Source organism: Chlamydiales bacterium, assembly GCA_041395025.1.
Lineage (GTDB): Bacteria > Chlamydiota > Chlamydiia > Chlamydiales > JAAKFR01 > JAJACP01.
In genome coordinates, this window is record JAWLBH010000001.1 from 1,007,131 (window position 1) to 1,033,557 (window position 26,427).

At 38.3% G+C, this 26,427-nt stretch carries 20 protein-coding genes, 1 tRNA gene and 3 rRNA genes; 16 read left to right on the forward strand and 8 right to left on the reverse strand.

Annotation, left to right across the window (positions count from 1 at the left end; genetic code table 11):
- Nucleotide 1 precedes the first annotated feature (1 nt).
- Nucleotides 2–724, reverse strand: a complete 723-nt coding sequence (locus R3E91_04690; protein MEZ5315489.1) for a hypothetical protein — start codon at nucleotides 722–724, stop codon at nucleotides 2–4.
- 139 nt (nucleotides 725–863) lie between these two features.
- On the opposite strand from R3E91_04690, the gene R3E91_04695 reads away from it, so the two are divergent.
- Nucleotides 864–1,559, forward strand: a complete 696-nt coding sequence (locus tag R3E91_04695; GenBank protein ID MEZ5315490.1) for a hypothetical protein — start codon at nucleotides 864–866, stop codon at nucleotides 1,557–1,559.
- A 337-nt stretch (nucleotides 1,560–1,896) separates the two neighbouring features.
- A complete protein-coding gene (locus tag R3E91_04700; protein ID MEZ5315491.1) occupies nucleotides 1,897–3,177 on the forward strand; it encodes an amino acid carrier protein in 1,281 nt (426 codons plus the stop codon).
- Between the two features lie 88 nt (nucleotides 3,178–3,265).
- Here R3E91_04700 and R3E91_04705 read toward each other — a convergent pair whose 3' ends face one another.
- The 5 genes from R3E91_04705 to R3E91_04725 form a co-directional block, all read right to left on the reverse strand.
- Entirely contained in the window at nucleotides 3,266–4,165 is a 900-nt protein-coding gene (locus tag R3E91_04705; GenBank protein ID MEZ5315492.1) for a hypothetical protein, read from the reverse strand.
- 165 nt (nucleotides 4,166–4,330) lie between these two features.
- Nucleotides 4,331–4,957 carry an SET domain-containing protein-lysine N-methyltransferase gene (locus tag R3E91_04710; GenBank protein MEZ5315493.1) on the reverse strand — a complete coding sequence of 209 codons (627 nt, stop codon included), beginning with the start codon at nucleotides 4,955–4,957 and terminating at the stop codon, nucleotides 4,331–4,333.
- On the reverse strand, nucleotides 4,954–5,718 hold the full coding sequence (locus R3E91_04715) for an MBL fold metallo-hydrolase (protein MEZ5315494.1): 765 nt from the start codon (nucleotides 5,716–5,718) through the stop codon (nucleotides 4,954–4,956). The genes R3E91_04710 and R3E91_04715 overlap by 4 nt, the downstream gene beginning before the upstream one ends.
- 6 nt (nucleotides 5,719–5,724) lie before the next feature.
- Complete coding sequence (locus tag R3E91_04720) at nucleotides 5,725–7,968, reverse strand: DNA translocase FtsK 4TM domain-containing protein (GenBank protein MEZ5315495.1); 2,244 nt, start codon at nucleotides 7,966–7,968, stop codon at nucleotides 5,725–5,727.
- Between the two features lie 159 nt (nucleotides 7,969–8,127).
- A tRNA-His gene (locus R3E91_04725) sits at nucleotides 8,128–8,201 on the reverse strand.
- A gap of 358 nt (nucleotides 8,202–8,559) precedes the next feature.
- Here R3E91_04725 and R3E91_04730 point away from each other — a divergent pair.
- The 4 genes from R3E91_04730 (at nucleotide 8,560) to R3E91_04745 (ending at nucleotide 14,207) form a co-directional block, all read left to right on the forward strand.
- Nucleotides 8,560–10,110: ribosomal RNA gene (locus tag R3E91_04730) — 16S ribosomal RNA — on the forward strand.
- Nucleotides 10,111–10,311: 201 nt separating this feature from the next.
- Nucleotides 10,312–13,258: ribosomal RNA gene (locus R3E91_04735) — 23S ribosomal RNA — on the forward strand.
- Nucleotides 13,259–13,397: 139 nt separating this feature from the next.
- Nucleotides 13,398–13,512, forward strand: a 5S ribosomal RNA gene (gene rrf, locus R3E91_04740).
- The 16S, 23S and 5S rRNA genes sit together here, the layout of an rRNA operon.
- A gap of 110 nt (nucleotides 13,513–13,622) precedes the next feature.
- A complete protein-coding gene (locus R3E91_04745; GenBank protein ID MEZ5315496.1) occupies nucleotides 13,623–14,207 on the forward strand; it encodes a hypothetical protein in 585 nt (194 codons plus the stop codon).
- On the opposite strand, the gene R3E91_04750 is transcribed toward R3E91_04745, so the two are convergent.
- On the reverse strand, nucleotides 14,204–14,803 hold the full coding sequence (locus R3E91_04750; GenBank protein ID MEZ5315497.1) for a Yip1 family protein: 600 nt from the start codon (nucleotides 14,801–14,803) through the stop codon (nucleotides 14,204–14,206). The genes R3E91_04745 and R3E91_04750 overlap by 4 nt on opposite strands.
- A gap of 185 nt (nucleotides 14,804–14,988) precedes the next feature.
- Here R3E91_04750 and R3E91_04755 point away from each other — a divergent pair, with 185 nt between their 5' ends.
- The 9 genes from R3E91_04755 (at nucleotide 14,989) to R3E91_04795 (ending at nucleotide 23,003) form a co-directional block, all read left to right on the forward strand.
- Nucleotides 14,989–15,966: a hypothetical protein gene (locus R3E91_04755; GenBank protein ID MEZ5315498.1), complete on the forward strand. Its 978-nt coding sequence runs from the start codon at nucleotides 14,989–14,991 to the stop codon at nucleotides 15,964–15,966.
- A 147-nt stretch (nucleotides 15,967–16,113) separates the two neighbouring features.
- Nucleotides 16,114–17,271: a glycosyltransferase family 4 protein gene (locus R3E91_04760; GenBank protein MEZ5315499.1), complete on the forward strand. Its 1,158-nt coding sequence runs from the start codon at nucleotides 16,114–16,116 to the stop codon at nucleotides 17,269–17,271.
- Nucleotides 17,261–18,226 carry a CDP-glycerol glycerophosphotransferase family protein gene (locus R3E91_04765; protein MEZ5315500.1) on the forward strand — a complete coding sequence of 322 codons (966 nt, stop codon included), beginning with the start codon at nucleotides 17,261–17,263 and terminating at the stop codon, nucleotides 18,224–18,226. Before R3E91_04760 ends, R3E91_04765 begins: the two co-directional genes overlap by 11 nt.
- A gap of 220 nt (nucleotides 18,227–18,446) precedes the next feature.
- Nucleotides 18,447–19,436 (forward strand): hypothetical protein, encoded by a 990-nt coding sequence (locus tag R3E91_04770; GenBank protein MEZ5315501.1) that lies wholly within the window; start codon nucleotides 18,447–18,449, stop codon nucleotides 19,434–19,436.
- A 13-nt stretch (nucleotides 19,437–19,449) separates the two neighbouring features.
- Nucleotides 19,450–20,214 carry a glycosyltransferase family A protein gene (locus R3E91_04775; GenBank protein ID MEZ5315502.1) on the forward strand — a complete coding sequence of 255 codons (765 nt, stop codon included), beginning with the start codon at nucleotides 19,450–19,452 and terminating at the stop codon, nucleotides 20,212–20,214.
- On the forward strand, nucleotides 20,204–21,202 hold the full coding sequence (locus tag R3E91_04780; protein MEZ5315503.1) for a hypothetical protein: 999 nt from the start codon (nucleotides 20,204–20,206) through the stop codon (nucleotides 21,200–21,202). The genes R3E91_04775 and R3E91_04780 overlap by 11 nt, the downstream gene beginning before the upstream one ends.
- 200 nt (nucleotides 21,203–21,402) lie before the next feature.
- Entirely contained in the window at nucleotides 21,403–21,960 is a 558-nt protein-coding gene (locus tag R3E91_04785; GenBank protein ID MEZ5315504.1) for a hypothetical protein, read from the forward strand.
- Nucleotides 21,961–22,024: 64 nt separating this feature from the next.
- Entirely contained in the window at nucleotides 22,025–22,420 is a 396-nt protein-coding gene (locus R3E91_04790; protein ID MEZ5315505.1) for a hypothetical protein, read from the forward strand.
- A 217-nt stretch (nucleotides 22,421–22,637) separates the two neighbouring features.
- Nucleotides 22,638–23,003, forward strand: coding sequence for a hypothetical protein (locus R3E91_04795; GenBank protein ID MEZ5315506.1), 366 nt, complete (start codon nucleotides 22,638–22,640; stop codon nucleotides 23,001–23,003).
- An 85-nt stretch (nucleotides 23,004–23,088) separates the two neighbouring features.
- On the opposite strand, the gene R3E91_04800 is transcribed toward R3E91_04795, so the two are convergent.
- Complete coding sequence (locus R3E91_04800) at nucleotides 23,089–25,851, reverse strand: tetratricopeptide repeat protein (protein ID MEZ5315507.1); 2,763 nt, start codon at nucleotides 25,849–25,851, stop codon at nucleotides 23,089–23,091.
- 107 nt (nucleotides 25,852–25,958) lie between these two features.
- On the opposite strand from R3E91_04800, the gene R3E91_04805 reads away from it, so the two are divergent.
- Nucleotides 25,959–26,339: a histone gene (locus tag R3E91_04805; protein MEZ5315508.1), complete on the forward strand. Its 381-nt coding sequence runs from the start codon at nucleotides 25,959–25,961 to the stop codon at nucleotides 26,337–26,339.
- The last annotated feature ends 88 nt before the right edge of the window (nucleotides 26,340–26,427 follow it).

Sequence of the window (26,427 nt, forward strand, 5' to 3'; positions counted from 1 at the left end):
TTTAAAATTGATGTTTTAATAAGATTTGTAATCCAATTAGATGAAACTTTGTGTTTTTGAAGTTAAAGGGATAACCCTCTCTTTCTCCAAAATGGCGAAACCCATAAAGCGGCACAATTTGCCCACTAAACTTGTATAAAGGACTAGGCATAATGGTAAAAGGAATTTCCAAAAGGTAGAGAGTTTCATCTCCTATCGCGAGGACTGTTTCCCCATAAAGTGGATCATTAGTTATTTTGGATTTTGCATTTTCCATAAATCTGACCTTAAAATCAATTCCCATGGTCAGCGAAGAAGAAAAATGTGTGCCAGACAAGAAACCTACAGTAATGAAATTAAATGCATCTGTAAATCTCCAAGTGAGTAGTGAAGGGGGGTGAAAGTTGTTGATCTCTTTGAAATATCCCCAGCCAACGAAAGGAGTAATAAAAGGAGACCTCGCGGTGTTTTGCTGAAGCCTATATCCAAATCTTGCTTCAAAGATTTGATCAGTTAATGTAGATAGGAGAGGGTGAGTTTTTCCTGTTTTTCCTTTCAAAGGACCCACTGCATACAAATATTCTGTTCCAAAGTACCAGCACTCTTGTTTTAAATAATCAATTTTAATTTTTATTCCATTGAGCAATCCTTCTTGTTTAGTTCCATTATCGCGAAAACGCCATAAATAGTAACTTTCTTCCCCTATGTAAGCTCGTACATGACTTTGGCAAGTTTGCTGATACATTACTAGGGTCAAAATCAGAAGGAAGATTTTCATAGATTTTTCAGTCTAGTCTATCTCACTTTATTCTTGAGATTATTTTTTTTAAGCCTCTATTTTGGGATCTTATTATTTTTTTAATATTCTAAATGAGGTGATAAGAATGCGATTAGAGAAATGGATACTGATTTTGATAATTGTATTGGGTTCAACATATGCGAATGAAATGGTTGTGAATACTCGAGATGGAAAGACTTTCCTATTCGAATTTGATCCTTCTGAAAGCTTAGCAGAGATCCAAGCTAGAATAACTTCTTTAACAAAAGAGGCTTATTTTTTCATGCTTTCATCAGAATCAGAGTTTTGGAAGATGAAAACAGAAGAACACGGCAACTATCTTGGTTCTCCAAGGGACTATAGCTCTGCTGTCACTTTAGAAGAATGGAGTGACATTCATTATATCGTAAATTCTCTAGCAAATCAATCTCTGATTGCGATTGCATTTATGAAAACAGATTTAGAAGCTGCTGGCAATCGAATAGACCATATTCATCCTTTACGCTTTCTTATGACAGTGTTTACTGATGAAGAATTAAAAGTAGGAATTCGCAATATCTTTGGTCGTGGATGGATTTGGCACCATTTTATCAATGGAGTGAAGGATTGCCTAGATACTGAAGCAAATATTGGGAATTTAAAAGATGAGTACGTCTATCATTTTGCTAGTATAGTAGCAATCCATCCACATAAAATTTTGGAGCCAATTCATGAACAGAATTGGGATCAATTAATTAAAATTCTTCTGGAAGAGATTCCACGCCAAGGGAATTGTGACCGGTATGGTGAATGCAGATATTAATTATTTTTCGTGCTGCAATAGACAATGAAACCCTTTGCTAAAAGTCGCTTTAGTTATATATAAGTAGTTTTAGTTCTTAATTTTTCGCTTCAAACCAAAAAGTCTCTTTATCGAGAGAGTGAAAATATTTTTTTTATTTAGATAAAGATTTTTTCTCTATTTAAATAAATGATTTTTGAATAAAAACATTGTTTTTTGATTACTGTTTTTTTTTAAATCCTACATTGTAATTTAAGTTAAAAATCTTTAAAATAATTTAAAATTAATATATGGAGTTCAAATCAGTATTTTGTTAGCACATTTTAACGAATTAATTACGGCTTATTTTGTATTGCCTTTGATTCTACTGACCGGGCTATATTTTACTTTTCGTCTTAAATGCCTACAGTTAACTAAATTGAAAATGGGATTTTCCTATCTCTTTAAGAAAAAAGATTCAAGGATGGAGGGGGAGATCTCTCACTATCAGGCAATCGCTTCAGTATTAGCAGGAAATTTTGGTACAGGAAACATATCTGGTATGGCCATTGCTCTTTCCACAGGAGGCATAGGGGCTTTGGTATGGATGTGGGTCATGACTTTTCTAGGCTCTATTATTCAATATGCGAATTGTTTATTGGGAGTCAAGTATCGATCTAAAAATCCCAAAGGAGAGTTTGTAGGAGGGCCGATGTATTATCTTAGCGAAGGGCTAAGAATCAAGTCAGTCGCATCTATATTTTCAATTTTTTTGATTATTGGAGCCTTTACAGTTGGAAATTTTGTTCAGATGAATTCTCTCGTTTTACCTTTACAATCTATTGGGATTGAGCCTGGGACGATTAGTCTATTCATGACATTTTTCATTGGTTTAGTGATTTTTCAAGGGAGAAGCCATGTGGCAAAAGTCTCATCATCTATTGTTCCTATCATGGGTTTGATCTATTTAGGCACGGCGACTTTTATTCTAGGGAACTATCCAGAAAAAACATTTTTTGCCATTTGTAATATGTTTAAAGCAGCTTGGAATGGAGATTCTGTTGTAGGGGGTACTTTTGGATTTGCTTTTATGACAGCACTATCAACTGGGTTTCATCGTGCAATTTTTGCGACAGATTTAGGAACGGGGATTGCTCCCATCTTGCAAGCTAATGCAAAAACTCACCATCCTGTGGTAGATGGTATTGTTGCATTGACAGCTCCGTTTGTAGTCATGATTGTTTGTACAGTGACTGGACTGGTTTTAATCGTGACAGGTGCTTTCCAGACAGGTTTACAAAGCACGAATATGGTGGCAGCAGCTTTTAAAGAGGGGATTGGATCTTCTGGTCCTTTCATTGTAATGGCCTCACTTGTTCTATTTGGTTACACAACAGCACTTGCTTGGGCAAAATGCATGGAGAGAGGAGTGGAATTTTTAATCGGACAGAAGTTTGTTCGTCCTTTCCAACTTCTCTATGTGATATTAGTCCCAGTTGGGGCATTTTTACGTGTCGATTTTGTCTGGATTTTAGCAGATATTGTTCTCTCTGCGATGCTCGTCTTAAACCTAATTGGGATTGTAGGTCTTTCAAAAGAAGTGATTCATGAAAGTTATGGCTTTTTTCTAGTTGATCAAATAGAAAAGCAGAATATTTAAAAATCGTTAGGGAAGATAATTTTTTTAAAAAAGAAGGGTAGACGACTAAAAATTTATCGTCTTCTGTTTTTTTAGGAATTCCTTTCTATCATCTGTAAATGTGTTGTACCTTAGCACACTGACAACCATGTTTACATGTACACTCCTTTGGAGGAGTACAGTGGATCACAAGAGGTACAGAAGATCTAAGGATAGCTAACATCGTATCAAATTCATCATTCGAAAGATAAGAATGAAGATTAGAAAGATAAAGTGTATCGATAGGACAATTGAATTTGTTGAGATTTTTGACTAAATCTTTACAAGTTTCTAATTGACGAAAGTCTCCAGTAATTGGAACAATTTTTTCTTCTCTTGCTAATGTTTTAATATACTCAAATTTCCCTGTCTGATCTTCTTTCCAAAGCCAGCTAGAAGGTCGGTCTATTTCAGCTTTCATTCTACATATTGGAGATGAATCACCTTGATAATGATTATATCTTTTAGGGTCTAGCTCCATATGTTTGCAAATTTTTTTTACGAAATCTTCATTCGTATTAGATTTATTTAAAATTTTTAAACATTCATTAATAAATTTCTTATTAAATGAATTAAAATCAATGATGACTGCATGATGAGATCGACGAGCAGCGATAATATCAAAATTATGTAATCCACTCAATCCAACATGACAAGAGAGTTGATTAGTCGGAGGAGGAGGTTCCTTTTCTATAAATTGAATGGTATTTTTTATTCCAGACTCATTGGATAGCACGTAGACACCGTGGATCTCTTGATGCATTTTTTCTTGACTCAACCTCTCTATGGTATCTTTAAAAGAAGTTGGTGTTTTTTTAGACAAGAGGGGAGAATGCCATGTTTTTTTCTTGCAAGATAGATACAATCCAATGATCAATTCAGAGGCCACGATTCCCATTGAAGAAGCTATCATTCCCATAGTTCCAACTCCCTTCAAAGATAGAGTGATGGTTGCTAAAATAGATAGCATTTGAATACAGATCGCTGTAATCCTCGAGATTTTAAAGATGGTTTGTTTCTTTTCTATCTCCCTGTGATTATAATGAAAAATTAAATTCACAATCATAAATAAAGTGTTTAAAAAACGTGTTATCTTTTTTCCAATAAGAGATCTATTAAAAAGACATAGAGTTTCTTACAATCTCTTTCCTTGAAATTTTTTACGGTTTCTCCAATATCCGTTTCCATAATCATAGGTTAACTCTTCACCTGATGAGATAGTTTTTATGGTGCGTAATAAGATGTGGAATAAACCTTGGCAATAAACTGCAATGGATTCACAGTTAGGTGAATCATCATGATTAATAAAACGAGTATAATTGCCTTGTTTTTTACTATCAATCGTATAGGCATGGGTTGAGATCCACTCGCGTGGATACATAAAACAATAGCGATTCGTATTAGGGAAAAACAGAGAACGTCGTCGTAAAACTCCAGTGTATTCACCAATGTATTGCCATTGTTTAAAGGGTTTTGTAGAAAAAAGCCCATAGCCGATCTCTTCATTGATCCATTGAATCGCTACGGGGGGAATCATGTGTTGAGTGAGCTCTTTAAAATGATAAGTTCCAAGCCATCGAGAGAATGGATGAATTTTTCTTTTTTTTTCAGCAGATCTGCATTTTTTGCGTATCGACTGCTCAGTTCTCCAGTCAGAAAAGGTGAGTTGTTTTAGATAGGTCAATCCAAAAAACTCTTCAAATTCTTGGATAGAGTATTCTTTTATTTTAGAGCTTTCTTTAGAAGAAATTTTTAGAGTCAAAAGAAGACACCTTGTCCGAGATGATCTTGTGGAGCTATTGTAATAGGACAAGATGTTCCAATGTTGTCTTTTACCTTTTTTATTGCGACTTCAGGGACATTGCATTCTTGAGAGAGGTGAGCTAGATGGATATGCTTTAGATTATCGTGGTAGATTTCAGATAAGAGTTCTGCACAGGCCTCATTCGAAAGATGACCACTGCGTCCTAGAACGCGTTGTTTATAAGAGATGGGTCGTGGACAAGCATGTACCATGGAGGGTTCATGGTTAGACTCTATCACGAGAGAATCGCAATGTTTTAAATGTAACTTTACCAAAGTTGTTGGGTAGCCTAAATCTGTGCAAATACCCACTTTATATCCATCAACTTTTAATGTAAACCCAACGGGATCAGTAGTGTCGTGTTGGATACTAAAAGGATGGATTTCAATGTCTCCAAAGGTAAAAGTTTCTCCTGTAGTAAAAATTTTGAATTGAGGACATTCACGTAATATTCCATAAATGCCTTTCGCTGTCTCAGTATTTGCTAAAATAGGGATTTTATGGCGTAAAGCAAGTGTTTTAAGTCCTGCAATATGGTCAGTATGTTCATGAGAGATTAAAATTGCTTGAATTTCCTTAAGATCTACTCCAATTTCCGAGAGCCTATGCTGAGTGGCTCGCCCACTAATTCCTGCGTCAATAAGAATTTTTGTTTTTTTTGTTCCAAAGTAGAGAGAGTTGCCTTTTGATCCCGAAGCAAGAGGACAATAACCTTCCATGTGATTTTAAGCTTCCTGTTTTGGATAGTAAATTTTGCGTGGTTTCGCTCCTTCTGATGGTCCAATCACTCCTTTTGCTTGGAGTTCATCCATCAAACCAGCAGCACGTGCATAACCGATTTTGAGCTTTCTTTGTAAGAAAGTTGTTGAAGCATTTCCTGTCTCAAAGATAAGAGCTTTTGCTTCTTCATACAAAGGAGTAGGTTGATAAACATCATCTCCCTCTTCTATTGAAGATTGTTGGTATGTTTCAAATGAGGGGATCAGGTAATTAGTTGAAGCTTGAGAACAAATATAGTGAATAATAGTGTTAATATCCTCGTCTCGTATAAATGCTCCTTGAGCACGCAATAAGTTTGAAGTACCTGGAGGTAAAAAGAGCAAATCTCCATTCCCTAAAAGTGATTCAGCCCCATTTTCATCGATAATAATCTGACTGTTAATGCGACTAGAAACTTTGAAGGCAATACGACAGGGAAAATTGGCTTTGATCAAACCAGTGATTACTTCTCGTGAGGGGCGTTGTGTAGCAAGAATCATATGAATCCCAACTGCCCGAGCCATTTGAGCAATACGAGCAATGGGTGTTTCGATATCACTAGAAGAAACCATCATTAGATCAGCTAACTCATCAATAATCACAACGATATAGGGAAGCTGATCAGGAATATCTAGATCTAGAGAATCTTCTAGCTGTCGATGAATTTTTCGTGTATTGAAGCCATGAATATTACGTATTCCCAATTGACGAAAAATTTCGTAACGTCTTTCCATCTCTTTGACAAGCCAATTGAGGGCAGCAGCCGATCCTCTCGGCTCAGTAATGACCGGAGCAAGCATATGAGGAAGATGGGTATAGGCTGTCAATTCAACTTTTTTTGGATCGATCATCACAATCTTAATTTCATTAGGATGAGCATTCATTACCAGTGACATGACAATCGTATTAATGCAGACAGATTTACCTGAACCCGTTGCCCCGGCAATAATTAAATGGGGCATTTTGGTGAGATCTGTCCAAATATCATTCCCATTGACAATTTTCCCAAGTAAAAGAGGAATATGGGCTTTTTTATGACTTCTTTGATAATTTTCAAGTAATTCACGAAAACTAACTTCCTGAGGTTTTGGACTAGGAATTTCAATCCCTACAGCAGCTTTTCCAGGAATGGGAGCAATAATTCGAATGGATTTTGCTTCCATATTGAGTGCAATGTCATTCTCAAGAGTTTTAATTTTTTGGACTTTGACACCAACTGCTGGATGAACTTCAAAAGAGGCAACAGTAGGTCCACAATGAATATCCCCTACTTTGGCTTCAATCCCAAAACTTAAAAGCGTCTCTTCTAAAATCTCAGCCTGTCTTTTTAAATCGTTTTTAAGAGAAGAAGAATCGATAGGAGAAATCTCTGTGAGAAGGGAAGAAGGAGGTAGAAGATAGTTCTTTGAGGACACTTCTTGTTTAGCTAAAGAGGGAAGGTGAGAGGAGGTATTGTTAGACTTTTCGGGAAGTCTAATACAAGTTTCTCGTTTCAATGGATCATCACGAATAAGGACCGGTTTATTGGTCTGTTGTAAATTCACCCGCGCAGGCTTTAAGGGTTTTTTGAATTGGAAGTGCCAGAAAGAAATAGATCTCCTATAGAGTCTTTTTATGATTCTAGCCAAATAAGAGATGGGCATTTCAATAAGCAGTATAGTCGCAGAAAAACACAGTAAGCAAGAGAGAATAAAGGTGCCAAAGCCTCCAAATATATTTTTCAAATTCACAGCTGTTTCCGAATAGATATGATGAAAAGGTACTCCTCCAAGATAATGACAATACCTTTCTGAATCGTAAAAAGCTCCATGTGGATAGTAATCGGAGTAAATCCACCTTTGAAAAATAGACGCCATCCATGGATGAGAATAAGCAAGTTGTGCTAAAAGAGTCGCTGTAGCAATAAGCAAAAGAAAAAAATAACAGAGTTTATATCTTGGATGTCTGATAGGTTGTTTTCTCGTCATCTTCCAACCAAACCATCCGCAAAAAAAAGGAATAAGTAAACTCGCAAGACCAAAGAGATAATTCGCACACCATCCCATAATATGGCCCAAAAGACCCAGCCAGTTCTTGGTTGAGTCTCGATCATGATAGCTCAAAAGACTCAAAGCAAGCAAAAGAGAAAATATCAGTAAGAAAAAACCTTGAGTGGAATAGAAATATTCAAGATGAGGTGGTTTACGAGAGGATTTTTTTTCATTTTTCATATCTTTCCTTTTATATCAACCTCTTAAAATTTATGGAATCGCTCTTTTGTTTTTTAGTCTCGATAATGTTTTAAGATTAGGGGATAAAACATGATTGAAAATCAAGGATAAGGAATAGAGATGGATATAAAATACTTCAATGACAATAGGAAAAGTGAGGGCGATCGACGGGTCTCGAACCCGCGACCTTCGGAACCACAATCCGACGCTCTAACCAACTGAGCTACGACCGCCATCTATGGAAGCATTTTGTGAAATCTAAGATAAAAAGTCAATTTCTCTGGGTCAATTAGGCTAAGGCAAGTCGTAATCTAGAATCAAGTTGAATAAAAGATATCGAAGATATTTTTTTTTGTGAAAAAATTAAATTGCTGAAAAAAAAGAGATTTGAGTATCGTATTGTCTTCTCATTAAAGAGACCTTCAAAAAAGGCAATGAGAATACCATCGTTATTAAGCGATGGATGCTAAAAAACAGCAATATATCACTTGACAGCAAAAATGAGACAAAATGCAGATCCAATCTTTATGGTTGGAAAGACTTATGAAAATCAAGCTTAAGCTTGGTTTCCGTTAATTTTAAATTTATTTTTTATTTGAGAATTTGATCTTGGTTCAGATTGAACGCTGACGGCGTGGATGAGGCATGCAAGTCGCACGAATTAGAGGTTTCGATCTCTATTTAGTGGCGGAAGGGTTAGTAATACATAGGTAATCTACCTACAACTCTGGAATAACGACTGGAAACGGTCGCTAATACCGGATGTGGTCATTTTAGGCATCTAAAATTGATTAAAGCGGGGGATCTTCGGACCTCGTGGTTGTTGAGGAGCTTATGGGATATCAACTTGTTGGTGAGGTAATGGCTCACCAAGGTGATGACGTCTAGGCGGATTGAGAGATCGACCGCCAACACTGGGACTGAGACACTGCCCAGACTCTTACGGGAGGCTGCAGTCGAGAATCTTTCGCAATGGGCGCAAGCCTGACGAAGCGACGCCGTGTGTATGATGAAGGCTTTCGGGTTGTAAAGTACTTTCGCTAGAGAAAAAGAGAAACTAGCTAATATCTAGTTAATTTGATGGTATCTAGTAAAGAAGCACCGGCTAACTCCGTGCCAGCAGCTGCGGTAATACGGAGGGTGCAAGCGTTAATCGGATTTATTGGGCGTAAAGAGCGCGTAGGCGGATTAGTAAGTTAGATGTAAAAGCTCGAGGCTCAACCTCGATTCTGCATCTAAAACTACTATTCTAGAGGATGGACGGAGAAAAGGGAATTCCATGTGTAGCGGTGAAATGCGTAGATATGTGGAGGAACACCAGTGGCGAAGGCGCTTTTCTAGTTTAGACCTGACGCTCAGGCGCGAAAGCAAGGGTAGCAAACAGGATTAGATACCCTGGTAGTCCTTGCTGTAAACGATGTACACTTGATGTAGCTGGTCTCAACCCCAGCTGTGTCGAAGCTAACGCAATAAGTGTACCGCCTGAGGAGTACGCTCGCAAGGGTAAAACTCAAAAGAATTGACGGGGGCCCGCACAAGCAGTGGAGCATGTGGTTTAATTCGATGCAACGCGAAGAACCTTACCCAGACTTGACATATTCTTGAAAGCAACAGAGATGTTGTCCTCCGCAAGGACAGGAATACAGGTGCTGCATGGCTGTCGTCAGCTCGTGCCGTGAGGTGTTGGGTTAAGTCCCGCAACGAGCGCAACCCTTATCACTAGTTGCCAGCACGTTAAGGTGGGAACTCTAGTGAGACTGCCTGGGTTAACCAGGAGGAAGGTGAGGATGAGGTCAAGTCAGCATGGCCCTTATGTCTGGGGCGACACACGTGCTACAATGGCCGGTACAGAAGGCAGCAAAACCGTGAGGTGGAGCAAATCCCCAAAGCCGGTCTCAGTTCGGATTGTAGTCTGCAACTCGACTACATGAAGTCGGAATTGCTAGTAATGGCGCGTCAGCCACAGTGCCGTGAATACGTTCCCGGGCCTTGTACACACCGCCCGTCACATCATGGAAGTTGGTTTTGCCCGAAGTCGCCGACTTAACCGTAAGGAGAGAGGCGCCTAAGGTGAGGCTGATAACTGGGATGAAGTCGTAACAAGGTAGCCCTACCGGAAGGTGGGGCTGGATCACCTCCTTTTAAGGACAAGATAGATCGGTTTTCCGATCGTCTAGGTTGAGAGTCAGTCTGTATTTTGTCTCTTTTTTGCTGTGAAGTGTTTCTGGATAGTTTAGTAATTCAAGCAAATAAACAATTTCACTTAGAATAAGTGGCGCTTGAAGAATATATCATATATACGTTGAAAAATTAAAATCTTAGCAATTTGCACAAAATTTTTGTGGTCAAGCTATTAAGAGCTGCTGGTGGATGCCTTGGCATCAACAGGCGATGAAGGACGCGACTACCTGCGATATTCTCCGGGGAGCTGGAAAAAAGCATCGATCCGAAGGTCTCCGAATGGGGCAACCCGATGGGATTAATCTCTCATCATTTCTTACTAAATCCATAGGTAAGAAAAGCAATACCTGCTGAACTGAAACATCTTAGTAAGCAGAGGAAAAGACATCAAAATGAGATTCCCTTAGTAGCGGCGAGCGAAAAGGGAATAGCCTAAACTAAAGTTTAAGACTTTAGGGTTGTAGGACCAATTAAAGGATTAAGAAATTCTAGTCGAACATTTTTGGAAAACTAGACGACACAGGGTGATAGTCCCGTAGACGAAAGAATGACTTAACAGGATTGGCACCTGAGTAGGGCCGGACACGGGAAACCCGGTTTGAATCTGGGGGGACCACCCTCCAAGGCTAAATACTAGTTGATGACCGATAGTGAACCAGTACTGTGAAGGAAAGGTGAAAAGAACCCCTGTTAGGGGAGTGAAATAGAATCTGAAACCAGCAGCTTATAAACGGTCGAAGGCCTATGTTCTTTTTAAGAAAATGGCTGACGGCGTGCCTTTTGTATGATGAGCCAGGGAGTTACGTTACATGGCAAGGTTAAAGGATTACGTTCTGGAGCCGAAGCGAAAGCAAGTCTTAACAGGGCGATTTAGTCGTGTGACGTAGACACGAAACCAAGTGATCTATCCATGGCCAGGCTGAAGCAAAGGTAACACTTTGTGGAGGGCCGAACCAGTTGATGTTGAAAAATCTTTGGATGAGCTGTGGATAGGGGTGAAAGGCCAATCAAACTTGGAAATATCTTGTTCTCTCCGAAATAACTTTAGGGTTAGCCTCGGATATAAACCTTTGGGGGTAGAGCACTGGATTTTAGAGGGGCCCTACCGGGCTACCAACGAAAACCAAACTCCGAATACCAAAGACATTTCCGGGAGATAGACAGTGGGGGATAAGCTTCATTGTCAAGAGGGGAACAGCCCAGATCGTCGATTAAGGCCCCTAATTCTATGCTAAGTGAGTAAGGAAGTGAAGTTTCAAAGACAGTTGGAATGTTGGCTTAGAGGCAGCAATCATTTAAAGAGTGCGTAACAGCTCACCAATCAAGAAACTTTGCGCCGAAAATTAACGGGGCTAAGCATAGAGCCGAAATCACGGGTGCCTATTTTTTAAATAGGTGCGGTAGGAGAGCGTAGTATACTGCGTTGAAGGTATACCGTAAGGAGTACTGGAGTGTATACTAGTGATTATCCATGGCATAAGTAAACGATAAAGGAGGTGAAAATCCTCCTCGCCGTAAACCTAAGGTTTCCAGGGTAAAGCTCGTCTTCCCTGGGTTAGTCGGCTCCTAAGTCAAGGCGGAAACGCGTAGGCGATGGGAAACAGGTTAAATATTCCTGTACCACCTAAAACTATGACGATGGGATGACGGAGTAAGTTAAGCACGCGGACGATTGGAAGTGTCCGTAGTACGATGAGGTTGGCTAGCAGGCAAATCCACTAGCAAAATACTAGGTCGTAATCAAGGGGAATCTTCGGAGGAACTGATGGTGTAGCGCAATGCTCACAAGAAATAATCTCTAGTCGTTGATGGTGACCGTACCAAAACCGACACAGGTAGGTGAGATGAATATTCTCAGGCGCGCGAGAGAACTCTCGTTAAGGAACTCGGCAAATTATCCCCGTAACTTCGGGAGAAGGGGAGCCATTTATTGTGATTATGCAAGCTGTATGAGCAATAGATGGCCGCAGAGAAATGGCCCAGGCGACTGTTTACCAAAAACACAGCACTATGCAAACCCGGTTAAGGGGAAGTATATGGTGTGACGCCTGCCCAATGCCAAAAGGTCAAAGAGAGGTGTTAGTTCGTAAGAGCGAAGCACTGAACCCAAGCCCTGGTGAATGGCGGCCGTAACTATAACGGTCCTAAGGTAGCGAAATTCCTTGTCGGGTAAGTTCCGACCTGCACGAATGGTGTAACGATCTGGGCGCTGTCTCAACGAGAGACTCGGTGAAATTGTAGTAGCAGTGAAGATGCTGTTTACCCGCAATAGGACGGAAAGACCCCGTGAACCTTTACTGTAACCTGATATTGGCTTTTGACTTGTCATGTGTAGGATAGCCGGGAGACTATGAATGTGTGTCGTTAGGCATACGGGAGTCATCCTTGAAATACCGGTCTTGGCAGGTTGAGAATCTAACATTATCCCATGAATCTGGGAGATGGACATTGTCAGGCGGGCAGTTTTACTGGGGCGGTATCCTCCTAAAAAGTAACGGAGGAGTTCAAAGCTTACTTCATCGTGGTTGGCAATCACGAATAGAGCGTAAAGGTATAAGGTAAGTTGACTGTGAGACCAACAAGTCAAACAGAGACGAAAGTCGGACTTAGTGATCCGGCGGTTGATAGTGGGATCGCCGTCGCTTAACGGATAAAAGGTACTCCGGGGATAACAGGCTTATCGCCACCAAGAGTTCATATCGACGTGGCGGTTTGGCACCTCGATGTCGACTCATCGCATCCTGGGGCTGTAGAGGGTCCCAAGGGTTTGGCTGTTCGCCAATTAAAGCGGTACGCGAGTTGGGTTCAAAACGTCGTGAGACAGTTTGGTCCCTATCCTTTGTGGGCGCAGGATACTTGAAAGGAGCTGCTTCTAGTACGAGAGGACCGAAGTGGACAGACCAATGGTGTTCCGGTTGTTCTGCCAAGAGCATTGCCGGGTAGCTACGTCTGGAAAGGATAAGCGTTGAAAGCATCTAAACGCCAAGCCTCCCTTAAGATAAGGTATCCCTTAGAGACTCCATGAAGACAACATGGTTGATAGGTTGGGGGTGTAAGCATAGTAATATGTTCAGCTAACCAATACTAATTAGTCCATCGGCTTGACCACTTTTTCATTGCATTTGGCCGAGAAGGCTGAATAAGTGGTTTAAGTTTTCGCAAAAAGCGATTTTTCATTCTGTAGAATGAGTATCTTCAAGCGTCATTTATTCTAAGTGAGTCTTTTGTTGATTTACTAAACAAATTTTCTTGGTGGCAATAGAGAAGGGGGTACACCTGATCCCATTCCGAACTCAGAAGTTAAGTCCTTCATCGCCGATGGTACTGCACACAAGAGTGTGGAAGAGTAGGACGCTGCCAAGTTTTCCTCAAGCCTATCTTGTAAAAAGATAGGCTTTTTTTATTACTATAAAAATTATTTTAGTAACTTAAAATTAATCATATATTAATAGTTATTTTGTAATATTTTATATATGATTGAAAAAACAAATAATTTTAATTTAGTAGAAGAGAGTAAATCCTATCATTTAGCATGGGGGAAAAAAGAATATCTATGGATCACCTTGATTGTTTTAGCTGTCTTTGTAGCTGTAAATGGACTGGGTTTTTTTGGAGTTATGAAAGGATGGTGGGGTGGAGGTAATGCAGGATTATCGACTTCCTTAAATCAAACAGATTCCGTTATTATGATGAGTGTAGGAGGAGGAATCGCTCTTCTTGGTCTAATGTTTTTCCCAATATATCGTAAAAGACAGAGAATGCTTTTTGAAAAAAAAGTGAAGTATTTAGAGTCTAATTTAGGAGATAATTTTTCTTCTCTAGGAATGAATAAAGATAATTTCGACTTTTTAGAGAAAGAAAACTATCAGTTGAGAAAATTCGAAGATAATTTCAAAGAGGATAATAAGAGATATGCTCTCTTTGTGAAAGATGAAAATAATGAGGTCTATTGTACTCCAAATATGGTCTATAAAGAGATTGTGTTGATGGGGAAATTATTTAAAATCAAAGGATATCAACAAGATTGTACAGATGTTGATGATATTGATGAAAGCTAGACAATGCCAACCAATACAGAAATTGTTAATCCCATAATCATAAGAAGTGTAAAGAGTAAAATCCAACCGATAGCTAAAATCAAAAACCCTTTCGAGTTAGAAACATGGTGAGCCTCTCCAATGAGATTCACTAAAATGACAAAAGCCCAAATAATGATTAAAACTGTGATTAGAGAAAAGAGCAGTTGGATTTGGGGAGTAAATATTGTCCACATTCCTAAATAACTGGTTAATTGCGCGATAATGAAAGGATAATTGCTCCAACCGACTGCGCATTTTAAATCAATAAATGATCCATTTCCTCCTAACCAAGATCCTGTAATTTTATAGAGCCACCCTCCTAGATAAAGATGTGCTAAACCTAAAATTCCCCCTAAAATAAGTTGTTTAGTCAAAAAAAAGAGATAAAAAAACAGTTTTTTATCGAAAAAAACCATTTGCCAAGGAGAGGGAAAGATCGTTAAAGAACATAAGCCACCTTGAATTAAAGCAAGCCAAACAAGGGTTTTTTTTGAATGAGCCTTTAGCAGGCTTTGCATGGTTTTTCTTGGAGATATCCAGACAGAATACCAGGGATGGAGATTGATTGATGGCATATGTTAGGTCTATATATTTTTTAATAAAAAATAAGCAAAACTCCTGCCAATTTAGTATCAAATTTATTTTTGATTGTTTCTTAGTTAGAAAGAACTTACTGTATGAAAGATATTTGACAAAATATAGCGATTTTTAGTTTAATCTTTCCTAGAAAGTGAATTAAAATCGTGACCATAAAAATTATATGAGTGATCCATTGTTGGGTTCAATAGATCCAAATTCTGCCCCAACCAGCAACCTTCCAAAAGGTGATGCCACCAAACACACCCGAAAAAGGGTTGAAAAAGTTGCTGGCAATCTTCTAGTGATTACACTTGTTGCTTGTACAGTACTAGGATCTTTAGGGGTTGCTGGGATGTTTTCTTCTTCTACTATCGGGATATTAGGGTCTGGGGTAGGGATGTTAGGAGTTGTGACGGGTTTGCTATCATTTGACAAGCAGTCTCGATGGATAGGGAAATGTACAAGTAGAAAAGGTATATTCGATATTATTCCTGTCTCATTGACTATATCTACTCTTTTATCTCTGACTATGGGGATGTTGGGTGTATGTGGTAGTCTAACTGCAGCTCAAGTGGGATGGGGATTATTGATGGTGCCTATTCTCCCTTTAGGAATGATTGCTCTTACATTCATATTTTATTTGAGTTTCCATGGTCCTATGCATACTTGGGAAATGGAAAAAAAGAAGGAAATAGGCAAAAAGACAAAAATTAGCCTAGATCAACAACCTGCACAAATATCCTCAGAACCTGCACAAATATCCTCAGTCTCACCATGCAGAAAAAGAATAGAAAAGATAGGTTGGAATGGGTTGTTAATCAGTGCAGTGGCTTGTGCGATACTTGGATCTTTAGGAGCTTCTGGGGTTTTTTCTTTTTTAACCATAGCGAAGGTTGCGGTTGGTTTAGGCGCTCTTTCGTGTATTATGGCTGTGATTACATGTGCTACACTCAATCGTGAAAGTAAGATCTACGATTTTGTTCCTTGGACATGGATTATATCGACTCTTGTGCCTATTGTTGTTGGTGCGTTAGGGATGGCTGGTTTTGCGATTACTGGATCTCAGATTGGTTTTAGTCTATTAGGGGCTGTTGGTATTTCTTTCTTGGTCTTTGCAATTACCGCAAGCACCACTGGTAAGTGTTGTCGAAGCTTGTAGGTTGTGGGTGTGTAAACCCTATCGAATAAGTCTATTGTCTTTCTCTATTACAAGATTTATCTAATAAAAATTTCCTATCGAAAAAAGGCTGTTGGTGAATGAGAAAATAGGCTATGACTTGCATCAGTTAGAGTGGATCGAGCTATTGTGTCTCTTACACAGAATGTAAATCAAAATTCTTTTCTTATTCTTGGTCATACGCGTACAGGTATGGGAGAAAGAGTCTTAGCATACAAGATGGAGAAACTCATCAAGGAGGCTGGATTTTCCACTTTTCCTACTATTGATCTGATCGATTTGATGGGAGAACTTTATGAACCGTATGGCTGGCTCAATTATGATTTAGCTGATGGAGGGTATTCCCCGATTGAGGGGCTCACGTCTCTTTCTTTGCCTAAAGCTCAAATTGCTCTTGTACTAAGTTGGTGTTTTGGGTTAGCAGCGCTTTTTGCAACGGATCTTTGTCATTCTCACTACGTTGTTGCAAAACTCTATGCTCACCATCCTAATGAACGGATCTTACCTAAACTTTACGCACCTGCTCATCTACTCATTACCGAATCTCTCCTTGCTAATGAGCGAGGAGAGACCTATGGCCTTGATCAGGGGAAGATGCTATATCTTCCACATTGTTATGTGACGGATGATAAAGTAGAAAAATCAAATTTTGAGATCAGAAAGTCAAAAAAACGGCTGATTGGCACAGTTGCGCGATTAGAATATGGAAAAAATTGTGAATTTGCTATTGAAGCTGTTCGTCGTCTTGTCGAAAAAGGAGAAGATGTTCTTCTTTATCTCAAAGGGGATTTTTGTGAAAAGAGCCCCTATCCTGCCTATAAAGGCTTTATGAAAAAGATCTTAGAAGTATACCAAGAAGAAGAATGGCTAATATGGGATTCCAGCTATACACCTTTCCCTGATGTTTTAGCACTCTATAGACAATTTGATCTGCTTCTCCATCCTTCTGGAGCAGAAGGAGGAAGTCATGTGGTGGTAGAAGCCTTAGGATTGGGGATTCCTTGTATTGTGTTGAATTGTAGTACACATCCTTATTTATTTAAGGATCTAGTCACTTTTGTTAATACCACAGGAAAGATGTATGGACATCAACCTGCTTTTTGTATTCCTGATTTGGAAGATCTTGTGAATAAGTTAAGCCAGGATCTTTCTCCTCCAGATCTTGCCCGTGTTTCTGAACGATTTGACCCTGCAATAGCTCGAGAACGTATTCCTCTTCTTTTTGATCCTAATCCAGATAAGATCAAGAATCTCTATCAGAAGGATTGCAAACTTTATGGTCTCTAAAAGTGTAGGGGTAATTCCTGGACCAAGGACCTCTTTTCTTGACCATCTCGCCCCCATTTGCTATCTAATGAATATTCCTCTCCATTGTTCGGATGAATGGGTGGCAACATGTGCTGCTCAATTTTATCCTGAAATCAAGATTATAGAGGGAGATTTATCCACTTACCAAACTTTTTATGTGGTCGAACCTTGCCGTTTACATAGTCGTGCTGTTCAATTTGGAGACGCTGTTTACCATGGGCATTTTAAAACAATCGCAGGGTTTCATGGGAATCCTGATAAATTTCGTCAAATATTTTGGATTGAGCGTTATCTTGATGAGGATGTCATTTTAATTTATGGAGAGCATTTAGTCGATTATTTGAAGCAGAAGGGAATTTTCAAACGATTGAAAAAGATCATACGGATTGGGAATTTGCGATATGCATTTTACAAACACCACCAAAATTTTTTTGATAGATTGCTTCACCCCCACTTTTCGCCGGATCCTCAAAAAAAAACCATTCTTTGGGCACCCACATGGAGTTATCCTGACCCTTGTCAGGCTTTTTCGGCTTACCGTTCTATTCTCAATCAGATTCCTGAAGAATACCAAGTATATGTTAAATTGCATCCCTACACTTATCGTCTTTTTCCTGATCAGATAGTTCAGATGAAAGAAGAATATACAAAATTTCATTTTATTGATGAGATTCCTTTGATCTATCCTTTTCTTAACCAAGTAGATATTTATTTAGGAGATGAATCATCAGTAGCTTACGATTTTCTTGCTTTTAATCGTCCAATCTTTTTTTTAGGAAAAAAAGAGGTGAGTTGGGGAATCACAGTGAGGAATCCAAAACGTCTATTCCAAGAACTTGATCGACCAGATCACTTAGCAGAAGCGCGTCAAAAAATCTATCATTACGTTTTTGGAGAAGAAGTAAGTTTAACACAATTGCAGAAGCAATTATAAAAGGAATGAGTTTTTCGGAATCCTCTTATATTCATTGACCATCTTGCCCATTGACATCTAATGATGGCTTTCATCTATTTTAACAACGAGTTTGGTGATTAAGGATCTACTTATCGTATAATTGAAAAAGCTTCTCATATTAGATATGATCAAAATGAACAGCAAACATGTAGGATAGAGAGGAGGATCTCTTTAATACAACTCATAAAGGCCATTGAAGATGCGTATTGATCTTTTATTAACTTCTTCGATTGAATCTACCTATGAAAATTATATGGCTAAACAGATCATTTTTGAATTTGAGAAACTTGGAATCTTGTACAAAAAAGTTCTTCTTTTTGACGGAGTTTTACAAGATTATCTTCAGCTTTTAGAGAAAGATCCTCCAGTGACCATGATCAGTTTCCAATCGATTCTTCCCTATCAATCTCCTCTTGGTGACTTGGTGGGTGTTTCTCAATTGATGTGGGTAATGAATTCTCTATCAGAAGGAGCACACTTTTTGACTTCTGAATACGGAACATTAGCCTTACCCAATCCAACTAACTTGCCTAGAACACTCTATCTTCCTCATGGCGTCAAGCCACTCACTTCTAAAAAGCCCTATTTTGATGTCATTTTTCTTTCACCTTTGGTAGATACGAATTGTTTAAGAAAGAGATGGATCGAAGTATTTTCAGATCCAGAAATCGATAGGATTAATGATGTCATTACTCAAGCTAATTTAGGATATTCTATCTATGAATTATTGAAAAATTCCTCTGATTCTCTTACTCTTAAATACAAAATTGGCATCATCGAAGAATATCTAAAAGCTAAGAGAGCCTATCGAGTGATTACAAGTTGTAGGGATTATCCTTTAGATGTGTTTGGAGATCATATAGGTAGAGACTGGTACCTACGCCTTCCAAATGCAGAAGGGATTCATCTCCACCCATCTCTTCCTTATACTGCTCACTTTGATCTCTTCACAGAAAGCAAAATTGTGATCCTTGATCCTCTTGATACTTCTTGGAGGCTCGCTGCGGCAGCAGGAGGCTCTCTTCCGCTTAGGGCTGATTTAGAGGATCTACATGAGCAGGTTTTATTTTATCTTGCTGATGATCAACATAGGTTAGAGGCTTTACAAGACTATCAAGAAGAGATCCAGAATCATACCTGGGAAACTCAAGTTAGCCAACTAATAGATCATATTGTTAAAACTTCATAATAGAAATGTTTTTATGAAAATTAGTTTTATCACTCCAACCGCTGATAGGCCTCACTTTCTTCAAGGACTCTATTCATTAGTTTTAAAACAAACAGTCTCTGACTGGGAGTGGCTTATTTACGATTCTGGTCATCACCCTGTGACTTTCAAGGATTCACGAGTGATTTATATCCATCATGAATCGATAATCAGTATTGGAGCCAAGCGCAATCATTTGATTGCAAGAGCCTCAGGAGATGTGATTATCCATTTGGATGATGATGACTATTATGCTGCTGATTATGGAAATTTTATTCTTCAGCAGCTTGTTCACTATGATTTTTACACAGCACATTCTTGGTTTTCCTATGATTTGAAATCAAAACAGACCTACTATTGGGCAACTGATGAAATAGCACGTACACAATTTATGATAGATGCTCTTTTGGGTATGCGTGTGCGAGAGATTGATTTTGGATCTGAGCAAAAATCCCAGGTCTCTATGCTTAACGAAAAAGGGCAAACTGGATATGGATTTTCCTATGCTTATCGAAAAGCTATTACAAAAACATGCTATTTCCAAGACAAAGATCTTTCTGAAGATCGAAGTTTTTATTTTGCTGTGAAAGCAGCTGGATGGACTATAGGCATGGAGAAGGATGCTACAGGAAGAGTTGTCCATGTAATACATGAGACAAATATATCTGGTGAATATCCTCAGTATCGCATTCCTCGCTTTCTCGCAGAGAAACATCTTCCTGATTTTTTCCACTACCTCTCTTCTTATCATGAAAATTGATTTCTTGGTCGCAGAGAATAGATACGGGTCAACACTCCATTTTGCAAAAGCTTTTGCAAAAGCACTTGAAAGAATGGGAGTCGATACGCGTCTTCATTGGATCGGTGAAGGCGAGTTTTTTCATGCTTTTCATCAAATTATGGCTGACCCACCAGATCTTACCTGTTCATTTTCTAATATTCATCTATCTGGTCAACCTATTGGAGATCTGTGGCAAATTCCCCATCTTTCTTTATTAGTTGATCCAGCTATCTATTGTCTCCCTCAGCTTCTTGGTCAGTATTCGTGGGTAAGCTGTGTTGATTATGGAGATCTCAAATTTTTACAAGAATTGAATTTTAAAAATGTTTTTTATCTTCCACATGGAGCAGATCGTAATCTTCTTACTCCACCGGGGAAAGAACGTCTCTATGAAGTGGTGTTTTTTGGGTCTTGTGTCGAATATCTCGTACAAGAAGAGATCGTTTTGCATGCTACGAACCGTGTCCTTTCCTCTCAAACCCTTTCTATTTTACAAGCCTTGATTGAATTGGGAATCCCTCAAGAACGCCTTGTCCATTATCATACTGAAGTGGATCTGTGTGTACGATTCTATGATCGTATCCGGCTACTCTCTGCTCTGAAAAGCCATGAAATACATATTTGGGGCCAGGGTCCCTGGAAAAAGTATCTTCCATATGCTACTATTCATCCACCAGTCTCTTTTGATCAGGCAATTAAAATCATGCAAAAAGCACAAGTGGTTGTAAATAGTTCCCCAAGATTTAAAAGAGGATTACATGAAAGGATTCTTTATGCTGCTCTTTGTGGAGCTGCTGTTCTAAGTACTCATGAAGGGGGATATTGTTATCAGTATGGTAAATGGGAGGATCAACAATTTAAAGATTGGCAAGAAGTCGCATACAGACTACAGACTCAAGTCTTAAATGAACATACTTGGGACCATAGAGCTGCGACTCTTTTAGAGTATTTTCATTTCCTTAAATAAATTTCAGGCAGTTCTCATTTTTCTACTCAAAGAATAAGAAGTTTGTGAAAAATGATTTTTTTGTAAAACAAATTTTTTAGTTTTTTCCGATAATTATATATTATCTTATTAAAATATTTAATTTATATTATATTTTGACTTTAAATAATATATAGTATATAATAATAAATTAAATTACTTATAATCCCAGGAAGATTTTCATGTCGAATATTAGTCAATATCATCCTTTCTATCCTGAGAAAGCTTTCACTCATTTATCAACTAAAAATTCTAATCAAGAAGGACCTCACATCAGCCATTCTTTTGGATTTTATTGTTCTCAATCTTCCTTTGATTCTTCTCCTTGGAAAATCAACCAGTATAGTTCTGGAGCAGCAAAAATTGGATTCATGTTTATCCAGATAGCTGGTTATATTCCTATTATCTCAATATTAGGAGGGATATTAAGGATTTATGCTTGCTGTAGTAAGAATGGACTCCAGAAAGGAGAGGCGAGTGTTCCATTAGGTTTTAGGGTGGTTAATGTGATTCGTGGAGTCTTAGAAATTCTACAGCTGGGGCCATTGTTTCTTATTCCAGATCTGATTGTAACACTCGCTCGATATGTTGTGAGTCATAGAAATCAGCCTCAGAAGAGGTTACATCAGCTGATTTCAAGAATCTCTGCTCAGGAGATCCGAAAAAGTCGATACTCACGTCAACTCAATCCCTACTACGAAAATTACCAAAAATACATAGATAAAGTATTGAAGAGATGATAAAATTACTTTTTTTCTATTTCTAGATCATTTAAAATATTTATTTTATTAAATAAGAAGACTCATGTCTGGAATCAGTGACTGTTTTGGTTTTTATCCTAAAGATGCATTTTTTTCCTCTTCGCATTGGAATAGATCGATATCTGAGGTTAAGGAAGATGATAAGAAAGTGCTCGAAAAATGGTGCAGAGGACGCCTTGTTTTTGGCTATGTTCCCATTTTTTCAGTCATATCAGGTATCACAAGAATTTCTTCTATGTCCTTTTACCAGAAGGCACCTTTAGGTTTTAGAGTCGTCAATGTCATTCGTGGAGTGTTAGAGATTCTACAGCTCGGGTTATTGTTTCTTATTCCAGATCTGATTGTGACCTTCGCTCGATATCTGAGTCATAAGGAAGATGGAGAAGGACTTGGCCAGTTCGAAAGTAAGATAGAGCAATATCGGTATTTGAGATCTTAACTTTACAGATAGATAGAGGGATTCTTTGTACAGTTCATAAAGGTGATGGTAGACGACTTCTGTGTCGTTATTCAGAAAAAAATCTTAGAATGTTAATTTCTTTTAATTTGTATCCATTAGACATTATTCCAAAAAAAAATTTTCTAGATTTAACTTTCAAAAAATCTAATACTAACATAACCTCTCTTATTTGATTTTAAATCAAATAAGAGAGGTTATGTCTGCAATTAGTGATTGTTTTGGTTTTTATCCTAGCAATACATATTATCTGTCTTCTTCATGGAGATTACTATATCGCCTTCAACCAGGAATTTTTCACATACAAGCGTTTAATTTTGTTCGATTTTTGGGCTACCTCCCTATTTTTTCTATCCTAGCAGGTATAAGTAAATTTCGTACTCTTAATGCCTTAAATCAGCGAGATGTCTCTTTAAGTTTTAGATGTATCAGCGTGATTCGTGGGGTGTTAGAGATTCTACAACTCGGGTTACTGTTTCTTATTCCAGATCTTATCGTGACCCTGGGTCGATATCTGAGTTATAGGAATCAAGCGCAAGGGAATTACCCTAGATCCGCTTCTTAGAAGGTATCACTTGCTTAGATAAGCTAAAAAGTGGATAGAGCTGGAGGCATCTTTTCTCATGAATTGAAATTGACTAAATTTCTCTTCATTGACTAGATAGGGTATGTTTTTTAATAGTAAGAGAGAAGAGTTCTTCTTCAGAAAAGTCACTCGTTCCACACTCTTGAGCAATATGAAAACATTGAATGGCCGTGGAAAAATCATGAGACGTATAGGCTATCTCTCCTTGATCATGCCACATTCGTGAGAAATAGTAGCCTTCTTTGATTCCTGCTTGTTCAAAATGATCCCGCATTTTTGTCAGTTGTGCTTGAACACCCAGTGTGTTTCCACTTTTACGGTAGGCTTGTAAGAGAAGATATTCTCCTTTTTGATAAATACAGGGATAGAGATTTTGATTCATCAATAAAGAAGCAAAATGATGAGGATTAGAAAAATCTTCGATGCAGGTCTTGAGAATATGGTGAGCTCTTTCTAAACTGGATGCCGAGTTTTCTTCTAAAAAAATATGAGCTAAATCTACCATGGCTTGATACCGAAAATAGATAAAAAAGGTGTCGGGTAGTTCGTCAGTTAGACAAAGAGAAAAAGCTTGAATGGCCATTTCAAAAGCTTCTTTTGCTTCTTGCGGTTCGTTAGCATTGACACCGATAAGGTAATAAACAGCCACTAAAATAGGAGAGTGAGGAAAGAGAGTTGTAAAGCTTTTAAGATGGATTAATGCATGACTATCTCCTGAGAGATAGGTTTCGTAGGAATATTGGGAAAAATAGGCTTCAGCTGCTCTAGGTGTATCAGGATAATTTTTATAGACTTGGCTACGTAGCTGGAAATCTGTTTGGTTGCCCGATTTTAGAGCTGCTTCAGCAGCATGAAACCATGCGCGGTCAGCTAATGGAGAACAAGGGTAGATCTTACCTAAATTCGCAAAGGTTTCAGAGGCTTGATCGTAAAGATGCTGTCTATTGTAAAGTTGAGCAAGGAAGTAGAGTGCATTTTCGCAGTATTTGCCATTTTTATCAATTACAGCTAATAAAGCTTCTTTAGCTTTGTCAAAGTCCGATAAAGACAAAGTCATAAGCCCACCCAAGTAAAGTATCTCCTCTCTTTCTTTAGAAAGAGTATTGAATGTACCAAAGAGTCTTTGCAGATCTTTAAGAGAGGAAGAGGAGAAATGATAATTGGGATGAGTTGGTTGAGAGACCACTATGCCTGGTGTTTGCAGAGTATGGGTATTTTCAAAACAATCAAAAAAATGTGTAAATGCCTCTATAGCACGTTCAAAATAGAAAGAATGATTTGGGCTTTTTTTTATCCCTTCTTCAAGATGGTTTAAGCCTCTTTTATACCAAACATCTGGATAAGCTGGATGGGGTTTGAATTGTTCTTGTGTTGCTTGTTGAAACAAATCTTCCTTTGTTAAATAACTTTGAGCTGCTTCAGCACGGATCAAAAAAGCCTCTAATGTTTCGTAGGGAAGTAGCAGATCATCGATGAGCATTAAAGCATCAGCATCATGAAATTGATACCAACGTGTGAGGTATAAGCGTCCCATCGCTAAAGCAACCCCTTCTTTATTCTGATAGGTATTTAGAAGATATTGAAAAATTTTTTCCGCCTTTAATAATAAAATTTGACTGATCTTTTCTTGAGCATCGTTAGCCAAATATATCTCACACCATCCAAGATGAAAAAGTGCGTCGAGATCCCAGTCATTAGCTAATTTGCGATTCACAAGAGAGTTTTTAAAGAAGATCTTTGCTAGGTGATAATTGCAGGAGGCATAAGCAGCTTGAGCACGCTGATAGTACCATTCACAAGATAGAGGATCCCCATCAATGAGCTTCTCAAAAGGAGCTAAAAATTTCTCAACATTCTCTGATTTTCCCTCTTTAAGATCTATTTTTGCTAAGTAAAGGGCAGCCACTAAAGAAGGTTTAGTATGGGAATCACGAAGTCGCTTGAAATAACGACGAGCTTCCTTTTCATTCCCAACCTGATAATAAAAATATCCGATTTCAAATAAAGCTTCTTCATACACTTCTCTTTCTGATTCAGAGGCGTTTTCAAAAGAGTCAAGGGCCTGTTGATAGGCTTTTTTTTCTTGATAAAGGCGAGTAGCAAGGTAAATCTTATTTTGGTTTATCTGATCTGAGATTTTCTCTTTAGAGCAAAGAGCCTCTTGATAGTAACTCTCTGCAAGTTGATAACGCACTTTTTTTGGAAGGAGAGAATTTTGTGATAAAGCTTTTGGATAGTGACCTCGTTGAATAGCTCCATCAATCTCTTCATAAAGCGCAATAGCTTCTTGATGATACCCAGTGACTAGAAATCTTTTGGCCTTATGCATTAACTTGTCATATTGGGCATTGAGCAAATATTCCAGTGCATGAAAAAAAGTGAGATCTTCTTTTTTCCATCCTTTGACTGAAGCTTGTTCCATCACACTCTTGATCTGTCTGAAAATCTCTCCTGAAGATTTTTGCCCCAAGGCAAGACGAGCATGCATAAGTTTGATTCTAGGAATATGCACTATTGGAGGTTGGCAATCTAAAAGTTTTGTAAGAGCATTTGCCCCTTCTTCCATTTCTCCTAATTTTTCGCATGTTTCAGCAAAGCGTAGGATGGCATCGATATAGGTGGACCATGTGACATTATATTTTTGGGATGTATGGACGCCAATCTGATTAATCAGTTGGCTATAAGCTTCCTTAGCTTCTGCAAATTTTTTTTTTCTTATCGCTCCTTCTGCTGTTTGGTGAAGGATACGGAGCTCTTTTTCCTGCTCTCCACTCGAAAACGCAGTCAGAACTAACCAAGAAATAAGTAGGAAATGTCCACTTTTCATCACTTAAAAAGATTAACAGAAAAATTGAGAAAAGTGTTGCAGAATTTCAAACGAGAGACTTATTAAATTGATAAAACACTTTTTTATACAATTGGAGGAAAACTGATATGACTTTAAAGAATACATGCAAAATCATGAGATCTCTTCTTGATGTGATCCAAGCAGATTTGGATAAAGCAGAGTTAGGAAATAGAGCAGCAGCTCAGCGTGTACGAACTTGTTCAATTAAGTTAGAAAAAGCAGCAAAACTTTATCGTAAAGAGTCGGTAAAAGCAGAAAAAATAGGGAAGGTAAAAAAATCGGCTTCTACTCTTAAAAAAACTCAAGTTAAAAAAGCCCCTGCAAGGAAACAACTGGCTAAGAGAAAAAAAGCTCCTGTGAGTAGTGCCGCTAAAAAGAACACTGCCCCTAAGCACATGGCAATTTCAAAAAAAACCCTCTCGAGTAAAAGAGTCACAGCTAAGTTACCTAAAAAACGCAAAAAATAAATTATACTCTTATTTAGATTTTAAAAGGCTTTTAAGTGTCAAACATTGGGGAAAAGACTTAAAAGCCTTTTCTATTTTCATGAGGTAA